Annotated in this window: 19 protein-coding genes; 6 read left to right on the forward strand and 13 right to left on the reverse strand. The window is 63.0% G+C overall.

Annotation, left to right across the window (positions count from 1 at the left end; all coding sequences use genetic code 11):
• Positions 1-80: 80 nt before the first annotated feature.
• The 7 genes from LAN70_05450 to LAN70_05480 all read right to left on the reverse strand — a co-directional run bounded on the left by LAN70_05450 (position 81) and on the right by LAN70_05480 (position 7839).
• Positions 81-557: a hypothetical protein gene (locus LAN70_05450; protein ID MBZ5510600.1), complete on the reverse strand. Its 477-nt coding sequence runs from the start codon at positions 555-557 to the stop codon at positions 81-83.
• A gap of 69 nt (positions 558-626) precedes the next feature.
• On the reverse strand, positions 627-1679 hold the full coding sequence (gene dusB, locus LAN70_05455; protein ID MBZ5510601.1) for a tRNA dihydrouridine synthase DusB: 1053 nt from the start codon (positions 1677-1679) through the stop codon (positions 627-629).
• Positions 1680-2149: 470 nt separating this feature from the next.
• Positions 2150-2572: a hypothetical protein gene (locus tag LAN70_05460; protein ID MBZ5510602.1), complete on the reverse strand. Its 423-nt coding sequence runs from the start codon at positions 2570-2572 to the stop codon at positions 2150-2152.
• A gap of 59 nt (positions 2573-2631) precedes the next feature.
• Positions 2632-2877 (reverse strand): 50S ribosomal protein L31, encoded by a 246-nt coding sequence (gene rpmE, locus LAN70_05465; GenBank protein MBZ5510603.1) that lies wholly within the window; start codon positions 2875-2877, stop codon positions 2632-2634.
• A 148-nt stretch (positions 2878-3025) separates the two neighbouring features.
• Positions 3026-3304 (reverse strand): HU family DNA-binding protein, encoded by a 279-nt coding sequence (locus LAN70_05470; GenBank protein ID MBZ5510604.1) that lies wholly within the window; start codon positions 3302-3304, stop codon positions 3026-3028.
• Between the two features lie 162 nt (positions 3305-3466).
• Entirely contained in the window at positions 3467-7123 is a 3657-nt protein-coding gene (mfd, locus tag LAN70_05475) for a transcription-repair coupling factor (protein ID MBZ5510605.1), read from the reverse strand.
• Positions 7124-7161: 38 nt separating this feature from the next.
• Positions 7162-7839: a YdeI/OmpD-associated family protein gene (locus LAN70_05480; protein ID MBZ5510606.1), complete on the reverse strand. Its 678-nt coding sequence runs from the start codon at positions 7837-7839 to the stop codon at positions 7162-7164.
• Between the two features lie 142 nt (positions 7840-7981).
• Here LAN70_05480 and LAN70_05485 point away from each other — a divergent pair, with 142 nt between their 5' ends.
• Entirely contained in the window at positions 7982-9304 is a 1323-nt protein-coding gene (locus tag LAN70_05485; protein ID MBZ5510607.1) for an APC family permease, read from the forward strand.
• A 356-nt stretch (positions 9305-9660) separates the two neighbouring features.
• On the opposite strand, the gene LAN70_05490 is transcribed toward LAN70_05485, so the two are convergent.
• Both LAN70_05490 and LAN70_05495 read right to left on the reverse strand, forming a co-directional pair.
• Positions 9661-10539, reverse strand: a complete 879-nt coding sequence (locus LAN70_05490; GenBank protein MBZ5510608.1) for an energy transducer TonB — start codon at positions 10537-10539, stop codon at positions 9661-9663.
• Between the two features lie 142 nt (positions 10540-10681).
• Positions 10682-11470, reverse strand: a complete 789-nt coding sequence (locus tag LAN70_05495; GenBank protein MBZ5510609.1) for an FRG domain-containing protein — start codon at positions 11468-11470, stop codon at positions 10682-10684.
• 233 nt (positions 11471-11703) lie between these two features.
• Here LAN70_05495 and hemL point away from each other — a divergent pair, with 233 nt between their 5' ends.
• Entirely contained in the window at positions 11704-13002 is a 1299-nt protein-coding gene (gene hemL, locus LAN70_05500; protein ID MBZ5510610.1) for a glutamate-1-semialdehyde 2,1-aminomutase, read from the forward strand.
• Positions 13003-13440: 438 nt separating this feature from the next.
• On the opposite strand, the gene galU is transcribed toward hemL, so the two are convergent.
• Complete coding sequence (galU, locus tag LAN70_05505) at positions 13441-14316, reverse strand: UTP--glucose-1-phosphate uridylyltransferase GalU (protein ID MBZ5510611.1); 876 nt, start codon at positions 14314-14316, stop codon at positions 13441-13443.
• A 249-nt stretch (positions 14317-14565) separates the two neighbouring features.
• On the opposite strand from galU, the gene LAN70_05510 reads away from it, so the two are divergent.
• Together LAN70_05510 and LAN70_05515 are read left to right on the forward strand one after the other, a co-directional pair.
• On the forward strand, positions 14566-15339 hold the full coding sequence (locus tag LAN70_05510; GenBank protein ID MBZ5510612.1) for an ATP-binding protein: 774 nt from the start codon (positions 14566-14568) through the stop codon (positions 15337-15339).
• A 106-nt stretch (positions 15340-15445) separates the two neighbouring features.
• Complete coding sequence (locus LAN70_05515; GenBank protein ID MBZ5510613.1) at positions 15446-16723, forward strand: hypothetical protein; 1278 nt, start codon at positions 15446-15448, stop codon at positions 16721-16723.
• A gap of 207 nt (positions 16724-16930) precedes the next feature.
• Here the strand turns inward: LAN70_05515 and LAN70_05520 are convergent, their stop codons facing one another.
• Complete coding sequence (locus LAN70_05520; GenBank protein MBZ5510614.1) at positions 16931-18472, reverse strand: hypothetical protein; 1542 nt, start codon at positions 18470-18472, stop codon at positions 16931-16933.
• A 244-nt stretch (positions 18473-18716) separates the two neighbouring features.
• Here LAN70_05520 and tldD point away from each other — a divergent pair, with 244 nt between their 5' ends.
• Complete coding sequence (tldD, locus tag LAN70_05525) at positions 18717-20150, forward strand: metalloprotease TldD (protein ID MBZ5510615.1); 1434 nt, start codon at positions 18717-18719, stop codon at positions 20148-20150.
• Between the two features lie 164 nt (positions 20151-20314).
• The gene (locus tag LAN70_05530) at positions 20315-21616 is read left to right on the forward strand and encodes a TldD/PmbA family protein (protein ID MBZ5510616.1); all 1302 of its coding nucleotides are present in this window, start codon (positions 20315-20317) and stop codon (positions 21614-21616) included.
• 42 nt (positions 21617-21658) lie between these two features.
• Here the strand turns inward: LAN70_05530 and LAN70_05535 are convergent, their stop codons facing one another.
• Together LAN70_05535 and LAN70_05540 are read right to left on the reverse strand one after the other, a co-directional pair.
• Positions 21659-22183, reverse strand: coding sequence for a 2,4'-dihydroxyacetophenone dioxygenase family protein (locus LAN70_05535; protein ID MBZ5510617.1), 525 nt, complete (start codon positions 22181-22183; stop codon positions 21659-21661).
• 84 nt (positions 22184-22267) lie between these two features.
• Entirely contained in the window at positions 22268-23818 is a 1551-nt protein-coding gene (locus tag LAN70_05540) for an acyl-CoA carboxylase subunit beta (GenBank protein ID MBZ5510618.1), read from the reverse strand.
• Positions 23819-23959: the final 141 nt, after the last annotated feature.

Here is a 23959-nt window from a genome sequence, read left to right on the forward strand (position 1 = left end):
TTCCTCGCTCGGAATGCCACCGGGCGGGCGCGGGTGCAGTGATCCTGCTCGACAGCCAATGGCCGAACGCCGATGGCCAATCAGCTTTTCTTGCGATAAATCTCGTTCACCGCCTGGTTGGCTTCGTCGCTCTCCACCAGCACGCAGCGGATGCCCTGCTTCAGCCACATGTCGCAGACCGGCGGCCGGTCTTCGATCACCAGCTTGATGCGCTCCTTCGGCCAGCGCTTCAGCGCTTCCTTCTTGATTTCGTAGTCAGGACGATGATCGCCGTCGCGGCGCATGAACACGTCGGAGAACGGGATTCCGTGTTCTTTCAGCCACGCAACCGTACGGGCACGGTATTCCTCCGGCCGGCCGGTGATAACGATGATGTCGTGCACCTCGGCAAGCGAGCGTACCCACGCGACGGTGGACGCAATCGGGGTATCGCGGTCCATGCCTGCGAAAAACGCCTTCCAGTTTTTCTTGCGCCCGTCGCGGATGTGATGCAGGCGGTGGCGCACGTCGGCGAGCGTGCCGTCGATGTCGACGAGCACGATAGGCTTGCCTTTCATACTTTCACCCCAGAGACTGGGAACACCGCAAACAGCAATTCTCCCCCTGGTGTTCCAATGGTCTCCCAACTACACGGCCGTGACGGTCTCGCGGAGAATGCTTTCGAAAAACTGGTCCACCCGCTCCAGGATCTCGCGTTCTTCCCGCGCCTCGTACACCGCCTTGCGCAGCCCGCTTCCGTTGCGCACCCCGTGCGTGAACCACGACGCGAACTGCTTCATCTTGCCCGCCGCTCCTGGCATTTCTTCTGCAATCAGCATCTGGAAATAGGTGCGGATCATGTCGTAGCGGTCGCGCTCCGTGGGCTCCTCGTAGGCGCCGGTCGAGGCGTGTTGCGCGATCTGGCGGAAGATCCAGGGATTCGATGCTGCCGCGCGCCCGATCATCACCGCGTCACATCCGGTCTGCGCCACCATGGCGCAGGCGTCCTGCGGGGTGCGGACATCGCCGTTGCCGATCACCGGAATCCGCACCGCGTTCTTGATCGCGGCAATCCAGCCCCACTGTGCCGTGCCGCCGTAGCCCTGCTCGCGGGTGCGCGCGTGCAGCGCGACCGCCTGCAACCCGCAATCCTCGGCCATGCGCGCCAGGTCCACGCCAATGATCTCGCTGTCGTTCCACCCGGCCCGGAATTTCACCGTGAAAGGAATCTTTACCGCCGCGCGCACCGCGCGGAAGATTTCCCCGATCCGCGGCAGGTCGCGCAGCAGTCCCGACCCGCCATTGCACTTGACCACCTTCTTCGCCGGGCAGCCCAGGTTCAGGTCCACCAGGTCGAAGCCGAGGTCCTCGATCATGCGGGCGGCGTCGGAGAGCACCGCCGGATCGCTGCCGAACAGTTGCGCCGAGATGGGGTGCTCGTCGTCGTAGAAGTGCAGGTAGCGGCCGCGCATGCGCTTGTCGCGCAGCATGCCGTCGGCGGAGGTGAACTCCGTCATGATCAGCCCGCAGCCGCCGAGATTGCGGATGAAGCGGCGGAAGACCGTGTCGGTCACCCCGGCCATGGGCGCCAGGACGGTCGCCGGCCGCAGCGTCACTCCGCCCACCTGGAATGATACCGGCACGGGCGTCTGCGGGCGGGCGGCGTCGCTCGAGACCGGGTTTTCCCAGCGCTTCTGCATGAGGGCTTCAGGAACGGATCTCTAAATCGGGACGGTGGCTACTCACAAACCGATCAGCGCCCCGAATGTAGGCAGGACCAAGCCGAAATCTCTCGGGAGCGACCATTTCTACAGCGTGAAGGTTATGGTCCTTTCCCTCGCTGATTTGAATAACCCCGACTCGCCCAAAGCCATCAGGTGAGTACAACAACGCTTCAGAAACGCGGTAGTTACCGCTACCGACAATTGCTAGATACTTGAAATGGGCCGGAGTGTGCATCAACTGCTCGATCGCGACGGATGCGTTATGCATTCCAAACCTCACTTCTGCGACGTGGATGTCTCCCGTCCCCGCCCGGTCTATCGCTAATACATCCACCTCACGGGTTCGGCGTGGCCAAGCCGCATGCAAATACACCTTAGGCACAATGAGCTGGCGAAACAACAGTTCCGCGACAACCATCGCTGCACGCCCTTCCGATTGTTCCAGGCTAAGGACTCTCCTCGACACGCAGCACCCCTTTGAAAGTAGTGTACGCCCAGCTAAAAAACTTCTCAGCATGATCCATTGCGAGCTTAACTTCCGCGTTGTCAATCACATCGCTCGTATATGAGAATTTCGTTTTTCTTTCCAACAACCAGCTCAAATGGCGCAAACCACCGCTTTTCACGCCGTGTATATTGCACACTTTCGCCAGTTCTCGACCCGATTGCTTATGATCCTTAAATATTCTCTGCTTACCTGTCATCGCTACCAGAATCGCATCGTTCATCAGTATGCAACTGTGAACCGCCATGATGCAGATCCCAGTCCGATAGGCAGACAGGTCATCGCCGGTTAATCTCATCGCCTGAAGCACATGTTCCGCCTTGTTGCGGAGCTTTGTGGTTTCGATCTCGTTGAGATTCTTCAACTGTCATTCCGAATGCAAAAGCCCTCGCCGCAGCGAGGGCGTTCGCTCCCAGATGGGTGTTACTTCTTTTCCGCGGTCGCCGGCTGTTCCGCGGTCACCGGCGCCTTCTTGCCGTACTTGCGGCGGAAGCGCTCGACACGGCCCGCCGTGTCCATCAGCTTCTGCTTGCCGGTGAAGAACGGGTGGCACGCGGAGCAGATTTCCACGTGGATGTCGCCCTTGTGCGTGGAGCGGGTGATAAACGTGTTGCCGCAGGCGCAATGCACCCGCACTTCCTCGTAAACCGGATGAATGGCTGCCTTCATGGCGCTTCAGGTTCCTTTCGCGAAACTCTTATTTTACAGGAGAGAATGAAACATCGGCAAACCCGGCGCCGCCGGCGCTGCGCAAAAACAAAACGGCAGGCGCGCGCCTGCCGTCAAAAACCTGGCACAACCCCTGGGTTCGGCCCTGCTACTTGCGGTTCACTGCCTTTTTGAGATCGATGCCCGGCGTGAACTTGGCGACCTTGCGCGCGGCGATCTTAATGAGCGATCCAGTCTGCGGATTGCGCCCGTTACGCGCCTTGCGCTGCGAGACGGAAAACGTTCCGAAGCCAACCAGGGTCACGCGCTCCCCTTTTTTCAATGCGGCGGTAACGCCGTCAATCATGGTGTCAATCGCGGCGGCAGCTTGCGTCTTGCTGCATTTGGAGGAACTGGCGATCCGGTCTACGAGATGCCCTTTGTTCATGGTGCACTCCTGGGCAGGTCTTGCAAGTACCCCACCCCACGGGGCTTTTGGACCTGGCGCGCGCCTATTCTCCCCTTCCTGACCTGAAAGTCAAGAACTGACGCGGCTTTTGGGCCACTTTTCTGTGGAAAGCCGCAATGGACGGGTGGATGGCAGCACCGGCTAGTCGGAAGCGGCCACCTGCGGCCCGGGCTGCGACACCTGGCCCGCCGATAAGTCAGCCAGCAGATGTTTCAGGCGGGCCAGGATCTCGTCGGCAGTGGTGGACTTCAGCGCAAACTTCAGCACCCCGGCGGGCGTGAACTGCGCGCCCTTTTGCGCTGCCACGAACCGTGCCAGGCGCTGCGGCTCGATGGCTGCGTTGCCGCTGAAGCGGATACTCACCAGGTCGCGCTTGCGCTCCATCCCGGCCACGCCCACGCGCTGCGCCAGCAGCTTCAGCGTGGCGTACTCCAGCAGGTTTCGCACCGCGGCCGGCGGCGCGCCGTAGCGGTCTTCCAGTTCGCCGCGGACTTCGTTCAACCGCGCCTCGGTCTCGATGCCGGCCACGCGCTTGTACATGCGCAGGCGCTGGTTTTCCTGGGGAATGTACTCGGCGGGAATGCGGATGTTCAGGCCGAGGTTGAGCTGAGTTTCCGCCTCTTCCGGCGCCGCTTCGCCCTTGAGCTCACGCACGGTGCGCTCCAGCATCGAGGTGTACAGTTCGAAGCCGACCGCATCGATGTGGCCGCTCTGCTCGCCGCCCAGCAGGTTGCCGGCGCCGCGCAATTCCAGATCGAGGGCGGCGATCTTGAATCCGGCGCCGAGATCGGAGAACTCCTTCAGCGCGGCCAGCCGGCGCCGCGCCAGGGGCGTCAACTCGGTGTCGGGCGGGATCAGCAGGTAGGCGTAGGCGCGCCGGTTGGAGCGCCCCACGCGCCCGCGCAATTGATACAGCTCGCTCAGCCCGTGGCGGTCGGCGCGGTTCACCACGATGGTGTTGCACAGTGGGATGTCGAGCCCGTTTTCGATGATGGTCGTCGCCACCAGCACGTCGGCCTCGTGGCGCATGAACGCCAGCATGACCTTTTCCAGCTCGCCTTCGCTCATCTGCCCGTGGCCGACGATGACCCGTGCCCGCGGCACCATCTCCTGGACGCGCGCCGCGATCTCGTAAATGGTGTCCACCCGGTTGTGCACCATGTACGCCTGCCCGCTGCGTTCCAATTCGCGCTCGATGGCGGATTTCACCAGCTTCTCGTCCCAGGCGGCGACCACGGTTTCGATCGCGATACGATCTTTCGGCGGCGTCTCGATCACGCTCATGTCGCGCAGCCCGACCAGCGACATGTGCAGCGTGCGCGGAATCGGCGTCGCCGACATGGTCAGCACGTCCACTTCTTTCTTGAGCTGTTTCAGCCGCTCCTTGTGCCGCACCCCGAAGCGCTGCTCTTCATCCACCACCACCAGCGCCAGGTCGGCGAACTTGATGTCCTTGGACAAGAGGCGGTGCGTGCCGATCAGGATGTCGACCTTTCCCTGCTCGACCTTCTCCACGATCTCTTTCTGCTGGCGCGGGCTGCGGAATCGGCTGATCATTTCCACCGTAATCGGGAACGCCGCAAACCGCCGCCTGAACGTCTCGAAGTGCTGGAAGGCAAGAACGGTCGTGGGCGCCAGCACCGCCACCTGTTTGTTGTCGCTCACCGCCTTGAAGGCCGCGCGCATCGCCACTTCCGTCTTCCCGTACCCGACGTCGCCGCACAGCAGGCGATCCATGGGCTGCGCCTGCTCCATGTCTTTCTTGACGTCAACAATGGCCTGCGCCTGGTCTTCGGTTTCGTTGAATTCGAAAGCACCTTCGAATTCGCCCTGCCACTGCGTGTCGGGAGGAAACGAGTGGCCCTCGGCGGTCTTGCGCAGGGCGTAGAGCTTGAGCAGTTCGTCGGCCATGTCCTTCATGGCCTTCTTGACGCGCGCCTTCGTCCTGTCCCATTGCTGCGTGCCCAGCCGGTTGAGCACGGGCTTGGCGCCGCCTTCGGCGGAACGGTACTTCTGCACCAGGTCCAGCCGTGTGAGCGGCACGTACAGCCGGGCGCCCTCGGCGTATTCCAGGATCATGAACTCGGCCTTGTCCCCGTCCCCTTGCGCAATCTCCTTCAGCCCCTGGTACTGACCGATGCCGTGTTCCACGTGCACCACGTAATCGCCGACCGCGAGGTCTCGGAAATCGGAGATGAACGCGCTGGTCTTCGATTTCGAGCGCTGCGGCCGGACCACGCCCTCCGGCTCGTCAAACAGGTCGCGCGTGCCGAAAACCACCAGGCGGGCGTCGGGCAAGGCGACACCGTCGGGCACAGTCGCTTTTACTATTGTTGTAGTAGATACGGCGCCCCCCAGGTAGGCGGCGTCATCCAGGTAGCTTTCCCCCGGACGCGGCGTGCGCGACCCCAGGCGGAATGGAACCCCATACTCGCTGAACAGGTCGGCGATGCGCTCCACTTCCCCAGTGGACGCGGCGGTGAAGAGCACACGCTTGCCCTCGGCGGAGAGCTTCTTCACCTCGTCCACCATCGCCGGTACGGAGCCGTGGAATCGCGTGGTGGGCTGGGACAGCAAGAATTCGCCGCTGATGAACGCAGATGAACGCTGATCGTCTTTAGCGTCCTCTTCTGATCCGCGTTCATCAGCGTTAATCTGCGGCTGGTTTTCTTCAATTTGCTCAAGTCCAAGATGCTGAAGATCCGCTCTGGGCAAGGATTCCAGCTTGGCTTCAAATTCCTCCGGCGACAGGTACAGCTCTTCGGGACGCACCAGGTTGCCGACGCCGCTGCGCAGGTGCATATCGCGCGCGCGGTCCCACCAGCGGTCCAGTTCGGAACGCAGGTCGTCGGGCTCGTCCACCACGACGGCTACGCTGGAGAAAAAATCGAACACCGTTTGGTCGGCGCCTGCCACTCCGGCGTAAAACTCCCACCCGGGAAACACCCCGACTCCCCCGGCGCGCACCGCGGCTTCCACCGCCTCCTCGTCGCCGCTGACACGCTTGCCGGAAAGCCGGGTGTGGATGGCCGCCAGCGTGTCCTCGCGCACCGGGACCTCGGTCAGCGGCAGCAGCAGCGCTTCTTCTACAGATGTAGTAGAACGCTGCGTGCCGGGATCGAACTTGCGGATCGACTCCACCTCGTCGCCAAACAGCTCGATGCGCAGCGGGCGGTCGGCTTCCGGCGGGTAAACGTCGAGGATTCCACCCCTTAGCGCATATTCGCCGGGCATCTCCACCACGTCGGAGGCGTTGTAGCCGAGGGTATTGAGGTGCTGGAGAAGCGGTTCGGTGTCGAGCGTCTCGCCCCGGCGGATGGTGCGCGCCAGCTCGCCATAGAACTCGGGTGGGCGCAGGCGCAGGGCGGCCGCGGCCACCGGCACAATCACCACCGCCGCGGTACCGGCGGCCACTTTGGACAGCGTGGCGGCGCGTTGCTCCTGGATCTCCGGATGCGGCGAAAGGCCCTCAAACGGCAGCACGTCGGGCGCGGGCAGGACGAGAACCGCATCGGAGCTGGTGGCGCGTTCGGTGTGCGGCGCGATCGCGCCGGTGAGTTCGCCAAACGCGGCGACCACCGGCTGGAGGTCTTCCGCCGCCCGGTTATCGGACACGACCACGACCAGCGGCTTGCCGGCCGCGCGATGCAGCAGTGCAATCACCAATGCCTTGGCTGTCGGAGTCAGTCCGGAAACACTCATCCCTCCCGCGCCGGTCTTCAGGTGGGAGGCGGCGCGCGCAAAGGCGGGCAGATTTTCCACCTCCGCGAAGAGATCGCGGACGAATGGGAGGACCATGCCAGTTTGATTCTACCGGATTGAGCTGGACTGCGCCCTCAGCCGCCGGCCTTTTTCTGGGCGTATTCGGCAGCCGCCTCTACTACTTTGGCGACACGCCGTTCCCGCGCTTCCGGGTTGCGGTAATAAAAGATTGCCAGCAACTGGGCCCGGCGCTGCGCGGGCGACATCCGCTGCCAGCCTTCCAGCGCATGCCGCGTGCGCCCAAACGCCAGTCGCAACAGCGGCGGCAACTCCTGCTCGGCCTCCATGGTGGACAGCAGTCGCTCGGCCAACTGCTCGGCGCGGCGCACCCGGGCTTCAGCGCCCTTGACCTCCGTAATCCACTCGGCTATGTACTTGCGCGTCGAGTAGTTCAGCGTGTCGTACCAGCGCTCGAGCGCGCGATCGCCGGCCATGGCGCGCTTCAGTTCCGCCGGCGCGATCACCGTGCGTTCCTCGGTGTCGAGTTCGAGCCGGAATTGCGCCACGCTGCCCGGGACAGTTCCGCTCTCGCGCTGCATGCGCTTGTTCACCAGCACAAAGTGACCACCGGTGCGCTTCGGAAACAGCGTGGTGCGGAAAGGGAAGCCGTTGATCTCGCCCTTGACCTTGGGTCGCCGCGTTCCCCACGTTTTGGCCACGTCGAACGGAACGCGGGCGATCACCCATCCGAGACCGGAGCGCAACAGCTCCAGCGTGGCCTTGAACGATTTCGATGCCGTCGGTTTAGTCATTGCAGGAAAACTACCCGGAAACTAGCCGCAGATTAACGCAGATCAACGCAGATTTGGCAATGATCGGCGTGCAGCTGCGTTCATCAGCGGCGAACGGTCAACTCGCCGTCATAACCCGTGGCGATTTCTGTATATTCGCCGCATGCCTCGCGTTCCCCGCGTACGACGCTCGCTCGGCCTGCTGCCGCTGGTCGCCGCCACCTTTTTCATGGTGTCGGGCGGCCCCTACGGCCTGGAGGAGTTGGTGCAAAAGGCGGGGTACGGCCGCGCCCTCATCGTCCTGCTGGTGCTGCCCTTCATCTGGAGCCTGCCCACCGCGTTCATGGTGGGAGAGCTTTCGGGCGCGCTGCCGGAGGAAGGCGGCTACTACGTCTGGGTGCGGCGCGCGTTGGGGCCGTTCTGGGGATTTCAGGAAGCGTGGCTCTCCATGCTGGCCAGCATCTTCGACATGGCAATCTACCCCACGCTGTTTGTCCTCTACCTGGGGCAGATCGCGCCCTCGCTGGGCCGCGGACGCAACGGGTTGCTGGTCGGCGCCGCAATCGTCGCCGTTGCCGCCATTTGGAACATCGCGGGAATCCGCGCCGTCGGCACCAGTTCCGTGTACCTCATGCTGGTGCTGCTGTTCCCCTTCGCGGCCATGACGGTTTACGCGATGTGGCGCTCGCCTCTCACAGGTGTGGTTCATCACGGTGCGTCCGTGGACTTGCTGGGCGCGGTGTCGGTCGCGATGTGGAATTACATGGGCTGGGACAACGCGTCCACCATCGCCGGCGAAGTCGAGGACCCGCAGCGCAATTATCCGCGCGCCATGATCGGCGCCGCCGTGCTGGTCGCCGTCGTGTATCTCATCCCCGTGGCAGCGGCCATGGTGGCCGGCATTGACCCGGGCACCTGGACGACCGGGTCCTGGGTGCAGGCCGCGGGCGCGCTTGGCGGGCGATGGTTGGGGCTGGCCGTAGTGGCGGGCGGCATGATCTGCGGCCTCGGCATGACCAACGCGCTGGTGCTGTCGTATACGCGCGTGCCCTTCGCCATGGCGCAGGATGGATATCTGCCCACGGCATTCCTGCGCGTGCACCCCAAGACCGGCGCGCCCTGGGTTTCGATCCTGGCGTGCGCGGTGGCGTGGACGGTATGCCTGCCGCTGGGCTTCGAACGCCTGGTGTTGATTGACATCATCCTGTACGGCGTGGCGCTGCTGCTGGAATTTGTCGCGCTGGTCGTGCTGCGCGTGCGCGAGCCGGATTTGCCGCGCCGCTTTCGCGCCCCGGGCGGCATCGCGGGCGCGGCTGCCTTGGGCATCGGACCGGCAGCCTTGCTGGTGCTCACCTTCGTCCGCGGCGAGAGCGAGCGCACCGGCCCCTTCACCGCGCTCGGCCTGGGCGCCATTCTGGGATTGCTGGGCGTGCTCGTGTATTACGCGGTGCGAGGAAGAAATGAGGAAGTAATCAGCAACGAATGATCAGAACTGGCTTGCCTCTGTTGGTGATTTTGAGTGTTTAGTACCCAACCGAACCCGAGCCAGGGACATCTCGACACGGTTTCTACAATGCGTAGTCCGGTTACGCGCTTGTAACTTACGCTAAGGGGATTTATCAATAGTTACAACGGGCAAGGCACTTCACACGTCAATGTGCCACGGAGCGGAGATACTAGAAGCAGTCCCACAAATGAATCAGCTCTTGCAACACAAGCGTAAGTTGTTGTAACTGCATGACCGTGATGAACTGATGCTTGGTTGGAGCGCAAAGCACAGCATCGTCGATTCAACAACTTCGAGGACTTGTTGCTCAGTTCGGTTCATTTACGAGAGGCCTTCTAGTAGAGCCTAAAATTGACCTCCACATTGATTTGGACGGCGACCGACTGGCCATTGAGTTCTGCGGGCTGGAACAGCCAGGTGCGAACGGCCGCGACTGCGGCGTCATCGAGGCCCATCCCAATGGCGCGGACAATGCGGATCATCTGCGTGCGACCGGTTTGATCGACGACCAGCCACAGGACGGTAGTGCCCTGATACTTTGCTTGACGTGCAACCTCGGCGTACTGCGGATCTGGCGCGTGCAGCGCCTTGGGCGGTTTCACCCCGCCTTTGACGGCGAAATAAATGGTCAGCCCGTCGCAGACGATTTTTTGGACTCCGGAAGGTTCGGCCTGAAGAGGCGTGTCCGTCGAAATACCGGACGGGCAACCGTTCTTGAAGCTAAAAGGTCGAAGGCCGTCCGGACTCGCCGCGCGGACTACATTTCCGCTAAGCAGATCGCGCCAGTAGTCGGGCACGTCAGAGGCAATGCTCGTATCAGGCATGTAGAATACGCGATCCATAGCGCTTCGTAAGGTGGCCTCGTCAGGCGTGGCGGAGAGGGCTATGTCGATGCGCACGTCCTCATTCTCGCGGATGTACGACTTGTGATTCGTTTCATCGATTCGGACGGCGACGCGATTGCCACGCACTTCGAGCTGAGACTGGGTTAGCTTCAGGCGATTAATCGTGACGTATCCGAGCGTCCACGAGCCAGGGTGGCCGGGACCGACGAGCGCACCGGAGGCGTCGTATTTCAAGTGGGAGTCGGAATAAAACTTCTGCAGCGTTCGGGTTTGTGTCACGTAGGATTGCCGCAGCGAGTGCTCGATGCGAGAGAGGTCCTCGGCGCTAGCGAGGTTGGCGAGAAGGACAAGGAGAGAAAGAGTCCGCATGCGTCAGAAGAACCTTAACATTGTCATAACTGTTGATAACAGTCCTTATCGTAAGTTACGCCCACATCGGGACTCCCGGCGGGTGATCTCTAGCCAACAGTCGCAGGCTAAGCACCACAGTAGCGCCTGACTTAGATTCCATTTAAGTTCTCGGCGTGTAGTGCCGCGTCAGCCAGCGCGCCAGCCCGTCCAGTCCCGGGAACAGCACGCGCTCGGTGATGTTGGCCTGATCGAGCTTGTCGCGCGCCTCCCACTTCAGGTCCACCGGAATAATGATCCGCCGCACCAGCTCGGTGTGTTCTTTCAGCAGCCACTCGTCAAAGCGCGCCACCGGGCTCGACATCATCGAGAAGATCGAAAACTGGTTCACGATGCGCTGGTCCAGCGAGGGCGGTTCCAGGAAGACCGCGAAGGGCTCTTTCGACTGCTTCTCCATTGCTGCCAGCGACGGCGCGCCCCGTTCCAGCATTTCCACCGTGAACGCGTTCGACCGCTCCTCCGCCAGCACCTCGCGCATCGGCTTCGGCAGCAGCTTGTGCACCGAGACGTAATCGACGCACCAGATGATCCCGTCGCAACCGTAGCGCTCCAGGTCCTCGGTGGCGAAGTGCAGCGCGACGTAGGGCGAGTAGCTCCAGTCCAGCAGGCGCGTGGGCACGCCGTGGTGCTGCGCCACCGCCAGCCAGTTCCACTGCGAATCTTCGCGCACCGTGTCGGTGTGCGCGTACTTCTTGAAATTCCGCAGGATGTGGAATTCCACTTCGCGGATGTTGCCGCCGAGCTTCATCAGCCCGGTGCGTAGATCGCCGGTGGCGTCGCCCATGCCGCGATACACCTGATTGGAGCGGTAGCGGAGAATCGCCGCGTTCCAGGTGTTCTCGAACAGTTCGCGGTTCAGCTCGGTCCAGTTGGTGACGCGTACGTCTTGCACGATGACTCCGATGCACCCCGACGCGATTGTAGTCGGTTTGCACCACCGAGACACCGAGGACACCGAGTAAGACGTCTCAAAACAGGAACAGACATTCTCGGTGAATCTCGGTGAACTCGGTGACTCGGTGGTGATCAGGAAAAGGACCTGCGCGTTTGTGATCAAGCGCACGCCCGTCTGTGTGCGGTCCGCTGGTATAGTGTGCGATTACATTCCGCGTACTCGAGGTCCCCATGGCCCGCCGATTCGACAAATCGCGCGAACTCCGCCGTCGCGCCGAAGCCGTGATTCCCGGCGGTGTGAATTCGCCGGTGCGCGCCTTTGGCGCCGTCGGCGGCGATCCGCCCTTCATTACCCGCGGCCAGGGCGCCCATATCTGGGACGCCGACGGCAACGATTACATTGACTACGTCGGTTCCTGGGGCCCGCTGATCCTGGGCCACGCCGCGCCCGCCGTGGTCGAGGCCGTGATCGACGCCGCCCGCCGCGGCACCAGCTTCGGCGCTTCAACCCCTTCGGAAATTGATCTCGCCGAGGCCGTGCTCGATGCCTATCCCTCGATGGAGCACGTGCGCTTTGTCAGCTCGGGCACGGAAGCGACCATGTCGGCCATCCGCCTGGCCCGCGCCCATACCCACCGCAAATATATCGTCAAGTTCGAAGGCTGCTACCACGGACACAGTGACGCGCTGCTGGTGAAAGCCGGCTCCGGCGTGGCGACGCTCGGCATCCCCGGCTCGGCCGGTGTGCCCGAGGAGTTCGTCCAGTTCACCCTCGCGCTGCCTTACAACGATCCTGACGCAGTCGAGGAGGCGTTCAAGAAGTACCCGGGGCAGATCGCGTGCGTCATCGTTGAGCCGGTGGTCGGCAACATGGGTTGTGTCCCGCCGCGGAAGGGTTACCTGGACGCGCTCCGCTACCTCACCTCCCGGGACAATGCGCTCCTCATCTTCGACGAGGTGATGACGGGATTCCGTGTCGCCTTCGGCGGCGCGCAGGAACTGTACGGCACGCGCCCGGACCTGACCACGCTCGGCAAGATCATCGGCGGGGGTTTGCCGGTCGGCGCCTACGGCGGCCCGGCCGACATCATGGACATGATTGCGCCGCTCGGACCGGTGTATCAGGCGGGAACGCTCTCGGGAAATCCGCTGGCCATGGCGGCGGGCCTGGCGACCATCTGCCATCTGCGCGACCACCGCGAAATCTACGGCCGCATGGAACGCATGGCCGCCACTCTGGTCACGATGGTCACCGAAGCGGCCCTCGATGCCGGCCTGCAGGTCACGGCCAACCGCGTCGGCTCGATGTTCACCTGGTTCTTCACCCCGGAAACCGTCACTGACTGGCTGGGGGCGGCGACCTGCAATACCACCGCATTCGGGCGCTTCCACCACGGCATGCTGGACGCCGGCGTGTATCTGCCGCCATCCCAGTTCGAAGCAGCGTTCCTCGGCGCGGCCCACACCGATGAGGACATCCATCAGACCATCGCCGCCGCGCGCGAAGCGCTCACCGGCGTGCACGTGTGACAGTCGCCAGTCGCCGGTCGCCAGCCTCCAGGCTTGCGTCATCAGGATGTTCCTGGCGCCTGCAGCCTGGCGACTGGCGCCTGTTATTGCAACACCACCTCCGCGATATAGAGCGCGATCACCAGCACCGTCCAGCCAAAGCCGACCGGGATCAGGTATTCCTCTTCGAACCTGCGATACTTGCTGCTGTCGGAAGCCATGGCCCTACCTGCCGCGCGAAGCGGATGATATGTGGGAGTGAATCGGAGGGGCTGCGAGTCTCCGGATCAGCTCGCGATTCCAGCGGTCGGGCCGGGTTGAAGGCCCGCCGCGCGTATTCCCATTACGCACTTCCACCTTCGCACCGATTGGCGGAGGCGTATACGTTGCAGATCACATTTTCTTGTGATTGACCCCAAAATGGTAACTGCCGTCGAATCGGGCCGGAGAGCGGCGGCCTTATAGCTCCAGCTTCTTCATCCATTCGCGCAACGGGCCGCCCAGGTCCTCGCGCTTGAGCGCAAACTCCACCGTCGCTTTCAGGAATCCCAGCTTGTCGCCGGTGTCGTGGCGCTTGCCCTCGAAGTTGAACGCGTAAATTTTTTCCCGCTTGAGCAATTGCCGCATTCCGTCGGTGAGTTGCAACTCGCCGCCCGCGCCCAGCGGCGTGCTCTCCAACATCTCGAAGATGGTGGGCGTCAGGATGTAGCGCCCGATCACCGCCTGGTTGGACGGCGCTTCCTCAAGCCGCGGCTTTTCCACCAGGTTGCGGATGTCGAATAGTTTGCCCGCCCAGCGGCCGTCCACCGGCGTGGCGTCCACCACCCCGTAGGCGGAGATCGCCGCGCCCTCCACCGTCTGCGTGGCGATGACCGAGGACTGCATCTCCTCGAACACTTCCACCATCTGCTTCAGGCACGGCACCTCGGCGTCAATCACGTCATCGGCGAGCAGCACGGCAAAGGGCTCGTTGCCCACCAGCTCGCGCGCCATCAGCACCGCGTGGCCCAGACCCATGGCCTCCTTTTGGCGCACGTAGGCGATGTGGATCATGTCGGAAATGTGGCGCACCACCGCCAGCAGGTCGGTCTTGCCGCGCTCCTCCAGCATCTTTTCCAATTCGTAGCTGACGTCGAAGTGGTCCTCGATCGCGCTCTTGCCGCGCCCGGTCACGATGATGATCTGGTCGCAGCCCGACGCCATCGCCTCCTCGACGCCGTACTGGATGATGGGCTTGTCCACCAGCGGAAGCATTTCCTTCGGCTGCGCCTTGGTGGCGGGAAGAAAGCGTGTTCCTAAACCGGCAGCCGGGAACACGGCCTTGCGGACTTTCATCTTCATGAGGACGCTCTGCGTTCCGAGAAAACTAGTTAAGCGAAATACGTTAGCACAACGAAGCGCGCCCGCAGCGTGACGCTTTAGCTACGCCGCCGAAACCGCCGCCAATTGCAATTCCGCAATCGACAGTTCGGCCTAGCGGGTTTTCCTCCGCCCTCCACAGCTAATCCACCGTCCGCCTTGCGGGTTACCATGAATTGCTCTTGCGCCCGTCTTCGCCTTGCCGCAATGTATCTGCGGTACCCCATGGACACGCCCAGGCTGTGCCCGGTGTGCGACGACACCGGCTGGAAGACCATCGGCGCGGGCCGCGATCGCCGCGTCACCCGTTGCGACTGCCGCCGCCAGGAACGCAATCAGAAATTGCTCGCGCAGGCCCGCATCCCCCGGCGCTACGAACACTGCGAACTCTCCAACTTCGAAATCATGAACGGCCACTCGCAGCCGTCGCTCTCCTCGGCGCTGATGGCGGCGCAACGTTTCGTTGCCGGATACCCCGTCGAGAAGGCCGGCCTGTTGATCACCGGCACCATCGGCGTCGGCAAGACCCACCTCTCGGTCGGGATCCTGAAAGAGCTGGTCGTCGCCAAAGGCATTCCCTGCCTGTTCTACGACTACCGCGAGCTGCTCAAGGAAATCCAGAATTCCTACAACGCCACCGTCGCCGTCACCGAGATGCAGGTCCTGCGCCCCATCTTCGATACCGAGGTGCTCGTGCTCGACGAACTCGGCGCCGTCAAGCCCACCGAATGGGTGTGGGACACCGTCAGCCACATTCTCAACACCCGCTACAACCACGAGCGCACCACCATCATCACCACCAACTTCGAAGACCTTCCGCCCTCCAAGGGTGATCTCGACGATGGCGAGCGCGCCCGCACGTTTCGCGCCTCCCGCAAGGAAACCCTCGGCGACCGCATCGGCGAGCGCATGCGTTCCCGCCTCCACGAAATGTGCAAGGTGGTGAAAATGGAGGGCGAGGACTTCCGCACCAAGTACCGCAGCGCCAGCTTCCGCTAGCGAATTGCACCACCGAGCCACCGAGGGCACCGAGGAAACAAGTCATTTCTCGGTGAATCTCGGTGTCCTCGGTGTCTCGGTGGTGAATGAACGCTAGAATGATCCCGTGCTTCCCGTGCAACTCGAATTCCGCCCCGAGCGCGACGCCGACCTGTTCGCCGCCGTGCCCGCCGCGCCCGCGGTTTTCCTGCTGCGCGGCAGCGACCCGCAATCCGAGCCCTACGTCAGCAAGACCGCCAGCCTCCGCCGGCGTCTCATCCGCCTGCTCGGTCCCGCCGAAGCGCGCACCCGCAAGCTCAACCTGCGCGATCGCGTCACCTCAATCGAGTACGCGCCCACCGGCTCGGACTTCGAATCCGGATTCGTGCTCTACCAGACGCTGCGCGCGGTTTTCCCCAAGACCTACCAGGATCGCCTGCGCCTCCGGCCCGCGCCCCTGGCTCGCTTCCGCCTGGAAAACCGCTACCCGCGCGTCTCCATCACCACCCACCTCGGCAGCGCGAAGAGCGTCTATTACGGCCCGTTTCCCTCGCGCGTGGCGGCGGAGAAGTTTGCCAACGACGCGCTCGACTTCTTCAAGATCCGCCGCTGCGTCGAGGAGTTGAATCCCGACCCGGCGTTTCCCGGCTGCGTCTATTCGGAAATGAAGATGTGCCTCGCGCCCTGCTTCAAAGGCTGCACCGACGAGCAATACGCCGCCGAAGTCTCACGCGTCGAGATTTTCTTCGACTCACGCGGCCAGTCGCTGGTCCGTGAAATTTCCGCTGCGCGCGACCAGGCTTCCGCCGGCCTGGAATTCGAAACCGCCGCCGCGATGCACGCCCAACTGGAGAAACTCAGGCCGGTGGTCTCGCAGCTCCCGGAAATTGTGCGCCGCCTCGACCGCCTCGCCGGCCTGATGATTCAGCCCTCATCGCAACCCGATTCCGTCACCTTCTTCCGCATTCAAGCGGGCTGTCTGTCAGCCCCGATCACGTTCAGCTTCAAGCAGGACGCGGCTCCCACGCCAATCGACAATCGACAATCGGCAATCGGCAATGATGCAGGGGCGCCCAATCACCAATCGCAAACCGCAAATCGCAAACCCGCGAAGCCCCACTCCATGGAGTCCCGCGTTGCCGAAACCCTGGCCGCCGCTCCCACGTCGTCCTGCTCGCGCCAGGAAGCGATGGAGCACCTCGCCATCCTCAAGCGCTGGTACTACCGCTCCTCGAAACTCGGGGAAATTTTCTTTGCCGAAGAGAATGGAGAACTTCCGATGCGCCGCATCGTGCGCGGCATCTCGCGCGTCTTCCGCGGCGAAAAACCCGCCGCCGACCTGAGCGAAACCGCGCGCGATTACTGGGTCAACCGCGGCCGCGAAGCAGAGCTCGGCAAGGACTAACCGCGGATCGCCGCGGATTCACACGGATCGGACAAAATCCAATCGAGTGCCATCCTGAGCGAGGTGTAGGCCCCAACCTGTGTCATCCTGAGCGAGGGCGCACGCCCGAGTCGAAGGACCCCTGCGTTCGCGAGGAATGAAACTGCCGCCAGAGATTCCTCAATCTGCACTCTTCACTCTTCAATCTGCGGTCTTTCCTATCCGCGTTTATCCGTGGCGATCCGTGGTTAATTCCTTCGAAGGATGTTTCCGAAACACCACTCTCACACCTTCTCTCCAGCGCTCATCCACCGCCACTAACTGCCACTCGATCGCCGGCGACAAGTACCGCAGCAGCGTGTCGGTCGCGGGATGAATGTGCAACGCGGGCGCCACCAGCAGCAGCAGCGGTGGCTCCGCCGACAACTCGCGTCCGGGGAAGTATCCGAACTTCGTGAATTCGCCGCGCTGCTGGTGCCACCTGACGCGCGCCCAGTAGTCCAGGCCTTGCAGCGGCAGGTGGATGTCCTCGTCCGCCTTCAGCTCAATCACCGCCAGCCGGCGCTCGCGCGTCGCCGCCAGCACGTCAATCATGGCGCGGTCCGAGGCCGAAAACGCCGGCACCTGCGAGTACACACACGCCGCATCGAGCCGCGCCTCCAGCGCCGTAACGTCGCGTACCACCAGCGACTCCAGCCAGCGCTCTGGACACGCCCGCCGCAGCGGGTGGAGCGCATCTCCGCGAGCCTGCCGCGCCGAGCGCACCACGTCTACAAAGGCGGCGAATTGCTCCGCGTTTTCCTCCGTGACCGCCGTCTCGCTCGCGCCCGCGCCGAACACCAGCTCCTCGGCGGCGCGGAATGATGTCTCGCTCATCGCCATGCGCGCCCGCGCGAACTCCAGCCCATGCAGCCGAAACCCAACTTCACCCGGAGTGACGATCGCAATCTCCGCCTCCGGCGCAAGCGGCCGCACCCGTTCGATGGACTGCTGAAACCGTTCGCGCGCGCTGCTTTCGTCGGCGCAGTGCACCAGGCGGGTTTCGATGTTGCCCGCATCGCTGCAATCCTTCTCCTGCAACTCGCCGCCGCGTTCGTCCACTTCGAAGAGCCGCAACCTGCAAACGCCGCGCGTCAGATGCGCCATGCGCGCCCGCACCACGGCCGACGTTCCTGCCGGCACGAACAGCGCCAGGCTCTCGACCATGGCCTTCCCGCAGTGCTCGCGCAAGTGTTCCAGCCACAGCAGCCCGAAGGTGAGCGATGCGTCCACCGACGCCTGGAGCTCCTGCGCATTCACCCCGAGCACTGCCGTCCACGTGTTGCCCTTGCGCATGACGCCGCGCGCGTACACCGGGCTGAAAGAGCGTTCCAGGTCGGTGGAGGAGGTGAGCGGGTCGAGCTTGTGCGCGGGAAACTCACGCTCGATCAGCCGCGTCAGCAGGGGACGGTAGTGGACGCGTGCCGTCTGCTTCGCCGCCGGCGTGCGCCGGTCGCGGCTGCGGCAAATTTCCAGTTTCACGGGGCGGGCCTGCCCGAAGCGCAGGACGCTGATGCGCAGCGAGTCCTTGGCTCGCTCCACCTCGAGCACCCGCCGCACCACATTGCGTTCCTGCGACCACAGGTGCAACAGGCATTTCCCGTGCTGCTCGGAGAGCGAGTATCGCGCCTCGCGCAAGTCGAACATCACCGCGCCGTCTTCCAACACGACCGCATCGGTCGAGCCGGCGAGGTACTCCTCCAACTCGCGCGTTAGCTGTTCCAGGTTCATGCGAAACGGTTAATTCTTGCACCACGGAGACACCGAGACACGGAGAAATGGAGGCAAACGAGCGCTGCGGAGCAAAACGGGAATCTGCGGTTCCACAATCGGCAATCGGCAATCGGCAATTATCTGCTCCTTGAATTCGCTTGGAATAGAGTCTCCGGGTCGCCGGCAACCGATCACCGACAACCGATAACCGACGACCCAGTTACAATGTGTTCTGGGGTCGTTCACAACCCTGCGGCATCCAATGACCATGCGCAACGGCCATTATTTCTTTCATCGTTACGGCATCGCCGAGACTGATCTGCAGCGCTATCTGGCGGCTGCGCTGAACGCGGGCGGCGAGTACGCCGACCTTTACTTCGAGTACCACACCACCACTTCCATCCTGGTGGACGAATCCCTGGTGAAGTCGGCGACGCAGGGCATCTCCGCCGGTTGCGGCGTGCGCGTCGTCTCCGGCGAGCGCACCGGTTACGCCTACACCGACGACCTCGCGCCGGAAAAGATCCTGCGCGCCGCGCGCACCGCCGCGCTCATTGCCAGCGGTCCCGCCAAAGAGCCGGAAGTCGGCCTCAAGGAGAACCGCGGGCGCGATCTTTACCCCGTCGCGCTCCCCTCGGTCAACTCCGACATTCACGAGAAGCTCGATCTGGTGATGCGCGCCGACCGTGCGGCGCGCGCCTGCGATCCGCGCATCAAGGAAGTGCGCGCCAGCTACGCCGACGAACTGCGCCGCATTCTGGTCATCGGCTCCGACGGCACCTTTGCCGAAGATTCGCAGCCGCTAGCCCGCATGAGCGTGTTCTGCCTCGCCCGCAACAACGGGCAGTCCTCCAAAGGCACTTCCGGCGGCGGCGGACGCGTGTCGCTGGAATTCTTCCGCAACGAGAAAACTCCCGAGCATTTCGCCGAACAGGCCGCGCGCCAGGCCCTCATTCAACTCGACGCGCGCGAAGCTCCTGCCGGCGAAATGGAAGTGGTGCTCGGTCCCGGATGGCCGGGAATCCTGCTGCACGAGGCCATCGGCCACGGCCTGGAAGCCGACTTCAACCGTAAAGGCACGTCGGCATTTACCGGACGGCTGGGCACCCGCGTCGCCAGCGAGAAATGCACCGTGGTGGATAACGGCACCGTCCCCAACCGCCGCGGCTCGCTCAACGTGGACGACGAAGGCAACACCACCCAGGAAACCGTGCTGATCGAGAAGGGCATTCTCAAGGGCTACCTCAGCGACAAGCTGTCGTCGCGCCTGATGGGCATCGCCAATACCGGCAATGGCCGCCGCGAAAGCTACGAGCACATTCCCATGCCGCGCATGACGAATACCTACATGCTCAGCGGCACCGACGCGCCCGAAGACATCATCCGCTCGGTGAAGCGCGGCGTCTTTGCCGCCAACTTCGGCGGCGGGCAGGTGGACATCACCAACGGCAAGTTCGTCTTCTCCGCTTCGGAGGCCTACCTGATCGAGGACGGCCATGTGACCGCGCCGCTGAAGAACTGCACCCTCATCGGCAATGGTCCCGACGTGCTCACCCGCGTCTCCATGGTGGGCAACGACCTCCAGCTCGACGAAGGCGTCGGCACCTGCGGCAAGGATGGCCAGTCGGTTCCCGTCGGCGTCGGCATTCCGACCTTGAAGGTGGACCGCATCACCGTCGGCGGAACGGGAAGCTAGATTCACCACCGAGACACCGAGATCACCGAGAATCACCGAGATTACAAAATGCAATCTTGAACCTCCTCGGTGAACCTCGGTGATCTCGGTGCCTCGGTGGTGCGAAGAAATTGGAATCAATTGTGGATCTGAAAGAAATCGCTGTTGATGTCGTAAACCGCGCCATGCGCGGCGGCGCCTCTGCCGCCGAATCCGTGGTGCGCGAAGGCAATGAATTTTCCACTGTGGTCCGCCTCGGCCAGGTCGAGACGCTGAAGGAATCCGGCTCGAAGGCGATTGGCGTGCGCGTTTTTCGCGGCCAGCGCGCCGCTTCCACCTACAGCAGCGACCTTTCCCCCGAAGGCCTGGATCAGATGGTCACCTCCGCCCTGGCGCTGGCGGAGGTCACCTCCGAGGATCCGCACGCCGGCTTGCCCGAACCCGGGCAGCTCGGCTCCATCGGCGGCGATCTCGATCTCTATTTTGACGATGTCTACTCGCTCTCCGGCGAGCAGCGCATCGACTACGCGCGGCGTGCCGAGAAAGCCGCGCTCGCGGTGGACCCGCGCATCAACAACTCCGAAGGCGGCTCCTTCGATGCCGCTGACGGGCACAAGGTGCTGGCCAATTCGCACGGCTTCGTCGGTGAGTACCGCAATTCCTACTGCTCGGTTTCCGCCGTGCCGGTGGCGCAGGAAGGCGGCTCGATGCAGCGCGACTACTGGTATTCGGTGGCGCGCACCCTGAAAAAGCTGGACCCCCCCGAGCAAGTCGGCCGCATCGCCGCCGAACGCACGCTGCGGCGGCTGGGCGCGCGCAAGGTGAAGACTGCGAAAGTTCCCATCATCCTCGACCCGCAGATGGCTCGTTCGCTGGTCGAGCACATTTTCGAAGCCGTCAACGGCGACGCCATCTATCGCGGCGCGTCGTTTCTCGCCGGCAAGCTGGGCGAGCGCGTCGCCGGCGAAAACGTCACCGTGATTGACGACGGCACCCTCCGCGGCGGCTTCGGCACCAGCCCGTTCGACAGCGAAGGCGTGCCCACGCGGCGCACGGTGGTCATCGAAAACGGCGTCCTCAAGTCCTACTTGCTGAACACCTACACCGCGAAGAAACTCGGTCTCGCAACCACCGGCAATGCCTCGCGCGGGCTCGCCGGAAATCCCTCTATCGGCGTCGGCAACTTATTTCTCCAGCCCGGAATGAAAACGCCCGAAGAGATCATCGCCGGAGTGCCTGAGGGACTCTACGTCACGGAGTTCCTGGGATTCGGCGTCAATCTGGTTACCGGTGATTTCTCGCGCGGCGCCTCGGGGCTGTGGATCTCGGGCGGCGAACTGGCCTACCCGGTCGAGGAAATCACCGTCGCCGGAAACCTGAAAGACATGCTGGTCAACATCGCCGAAATCGGCAGCGACTTGGAATTTCGCGGCGCCGTCGCCGCTCCCACGCTGCGGATCGAGGGACTGACCGTCGCCGGAGAGTAAGCCGGAAGGCAGGTTTTGGGCGTTAGGCGTTAGGCCAAGAAGTTAGCGAATCAGCATGTCGAGCTGGCGCACATCCAGACCGGCTTGCTGATAGTGCTTCCGAGACAGCTCCAGGATACTGAATCCATCCTCGTAGGCAGCAAAGCGGCCGTCCACCGCCTTGTCCAGATAGATTAAGCCGCCTCCAACCACAAAGAGGGTCACCATCGGTTCCGGCGAGTCCTTGGTGATCACCAGCGTGTGGGCCTCGCCTGCAGGCTCGTAGATGAAAGTACCAGGCTTTGCGACCCAGTCATGTTCCAGGTATCGCCAGTAACCACGCAGGGTGTAGCCGTGAACGGTTCCAACGTGGTAGTGAGTTCCTACCATAGAACCGGGGAGGCCTTTGAGCACGAGGCTGAATCCTCCAGTCGTAACGTTAAACTGGCAGGGTTGGAACCAGATGCCGTCCGCGTAAGGAACCCACAGCCGGTCGTTTTCCAGGTCGGTGTTGATGATGAAATGTTCGCGGCTCCTTCGGTCGCTCTCCAGGCCATCGGTGAAACTGGAAAAAGTAGCAATTGGCATTTTTTCCCCCTTGGTGTTGAAGGCTTAGATCCAGGCTGCAACCTGCTCGCCTAACGCCTAAAACCCAAAACCTGAAAACCTACTTCACAGCGGGATATTCCCGTGCTTCTTGGGCGGGTTCTTGTCGCGCTTGGTCTGCAACATCTCCAGCGCCTGGATCAGCTTCTTGCGCGTCTCGCGTGGCTGGATGACGGCGTCAATGTATCCGCGTTCGGCCGCCACGTACGGGTTGGAATATTTCTCGCGGAACTCGTCAATCTTCCCCTGGCGCGCAGCCGTGCGGTCATTCGCCTTGTCCAGTTCGCGCTTGTAGACAATGTCCACCGCGCCCTCCGGTCCCATGACGGCGATTTCCGCCGTCGGCCAGGCGTAGTTGACGTCGGCGCGGATGTGCTTGCTGGCCATGACGCAATACGCCCCGCCATACGCCTTGCGCGTGATCACCGTGATCTTCGGCACCGTGGCTTCGGCGAACGCGTAGAGCAGCTTGGCCCCGTGCACGATGATGCCGCCGTGCTCCTGGTTCACCCCGGGCAGAAATCCGGGCACGTCTTCAAACGTAATCAGCGGGATGTTGAAGCAGTCGCAGAAGCGCACGAAGCGCGCGCCCTTGATGGAGCTGGCGATGTCGAGCACGCCGGCGAGGAACGCCGGTTGGTTCGCCACCACGCCCACCGGCCGCCCGTTCAGGCGCGCGAAGCCGATGACGATGTTCTTGGCGTAGTGCTCCTGCACTTCGAAGAAGTAGCCGTCGTCAATCACTGCGGTGATCGCGTCCTTGATGTCGTAAGGCTTGTTCGACTCGGCGGGGACAAGCTTGTCGAGCGCGGCTTCGGCGCGGTCCGCCGGGTCGGTGCAGTCGCGGCGCGGCGGGTCTTCCAGGTTGTTGGAGGGAACGAAGCTGAGCAGTTCGCGGACCATGCTCAGGCATTCGGCGTCGTCGTGCGCCATGAAATGCGCCACGCCGGATTTGGCGTTGTGCGTCATGGCGCCGCCGAGTTCTTCCTTGCTGACTTCCTCCTGCGTCACCGTCTTGATGACGTCGGGCCCGGTGATGAACATGTACGACGTCTTGTCCACCATGAGCGTGAAGTCGGTGATGGCGGGCGAGTACACGGCGCCGCCGGCGCACGGCCCCATGATGGCGGAGATCTGCGGCACCACCCCGCTGGCCAGCGTGTTGCGCAGGAAAATGTCGGCGTAACCGGCCAGCGACATGACGCCTTCCTGGATGCGCGCGCCGCCGGAGTCGTTCAGCCCAATCACCGGCGCGCCCACGCGCATCGCCTGGTCCATGACCTTGACGATCTTGGTGGCGTTGGCCAGCGAGAGCGAGCCGCCGAAAACGGTGAAGTCCTGCGCGAAGACGAAGACCAGCCGGCCCTCGATTCGGCCGTACCCGGTGACGAAGCCGTCGCCGTAATACTTCTGCTCCTGCATGTTGAAGTCGTAGCACTGGTGGGTGACCAGCTTGTCGGTTTCCTCGAACGTGCCCTCGTCGAGCAGGAAGGCGATGCGCTCGCGCGCCGTCATCTTGCCTTCCTTGCGCATCTTGGCGCGGCGCGCCTCGCCTCCACCCTGCTCGGCGAGGTGATCGCGTTTCTTCAGCTCTTCCAGCTTTTGTTCCAGGTTCATGGCGTGCGAATTATAGACGGCGGGCTGGGCGTCGGCCATGGCGGTTTCCTCCGGGCGGTCCGATCTGGAAACAGTATAGGCCGACCCCACCCGCAGGACGTGGGTCACAGGGTCGTGTGATGTGCGGGGAGCCTAATCCTC

The sequence above is a fragment of the Terriglobia bacterium genome, from assembly GCA_020072845.1.
Lineage (GTDB): Bacteria > Acidobacteriota > Terriglobia > Terriglobales > Acidobacteriaceae > JAIQGF01.

Excerpts from the sequence above, each read along its gene's own strand:
- tldD (MBZ5510615.1), top strand. The coding sequence starts at position 18,717 with ATGACCATGCGCAACGGCCATTATTTCTTTCATCGTTACGGCATCGCC.
- LAN70_05510 (MBZ5510612.1), top strand. The coding sequence starts at position 14,566 with ATGGACACGCCCAGGCTGTGCCCGGTGTGCGACGACACCGGCTGGAAG.
- LAN70_05535 (MBZ5510617.1), bottom strand. The coding sequence starts at position 22,183 with ATGCCAATTGCTACTTTTTCCAGTTTCACCGATGGCCTGGAGAGCGAC.
- LAN70_05520 (MBZ5510614.1), bottom strand. The coding sequence starts at position 18,472 with ATGAACCTGGAACAGCTAACGCGCGAGTTGGAGGAGTACCTCGCCGGC.
- LAN70_05530 (MBZ5510616.1), top strand. The coding sequence starts at position 20,315 with ATGCGCGGCGGCGCCTCTGCCGCCGAATCCGTGGTGCGCGAAGGCAAT.
- LAN70_05490 (MBZ5510608.1), bottom strand. The coding sequence starts at position 10,539 with ATGCGGACTCTTTCTCTCCTTGTCCTTCTCGCCAACCTCGCTAGCGCC.
- LAN70_05470 (MBZ5510604.1), bottom strand. The coding sequence starts at position 3,304 with ATGAACAAAGGGCATCTCGTAGACCGGATCGCCAGTTCCTCCAAATGC.
- rpmE (MBZ5510603.1), bottom strand. The coding sequence starts at position 2,877 with ATGAAGGCAGCCATTCATCCGGTTTACGAGGAAGTGCGGGTGCATTGC.
- dusB (MBZ5510601.1), bottom strand. The coding sequence starts at position 1,679 with ATGCAGAAGCGCTGGGAAAACCCGGTCTCGAGCGACGCCGCCCGCCCG.
- galU (MBZ5510611.1), bottom strand. The coding sequence starts at position 14,316 with ATGAAAGTCCGCAAGGCCGTGTTCCCGGCTGCCGGTTTAGGAACACGC.
- mfd (MBZ5510605.1), bottom strand. The coding sequence starts at position 7,123 with ATGGTCCTCCCATTCGTCCGCGATCTCTTCGCGGAGGTGGAAAATCTG.
- LAN70_05480 (MBZ5510606.1), bottom strand. The coding sequence starts at position 7,839 with ATGACTAAACCGACGGCATCGAAATCGTTCAAGGCCACGCTGGAGCTG.
- LAN70_05485 (MBZ5510607.1), top strand. The coding sequence starts at position 7,982 with ATGCCTCGCGTTCCCCGCGTACGACGCTCGCTCGGCCTGCTGCCGCTG.
- LAN70_05450 (MBZ5510600.1), bottom strand. The coding sequence starts at position 557 with ATGAAAGGCAAGCCTATCGTGCTCGTCGACATCGACGGCACGCTCGCC.
- hemL (MBZ5510610.1), top strand. The coding sequence starts at position 11,704 with ATGGCCCGCCGATTCGACAAATCGCGCGAACTCCGCCGTCGCGCCGAA.
- LAN70_05540 (MBZ5510618.1), bottom strand. The coding sequence starts at position 23,818 with ATGAACCTGGAACAAAAGCTGGAAGAGCTGAAGAAACGCGATCACCTC.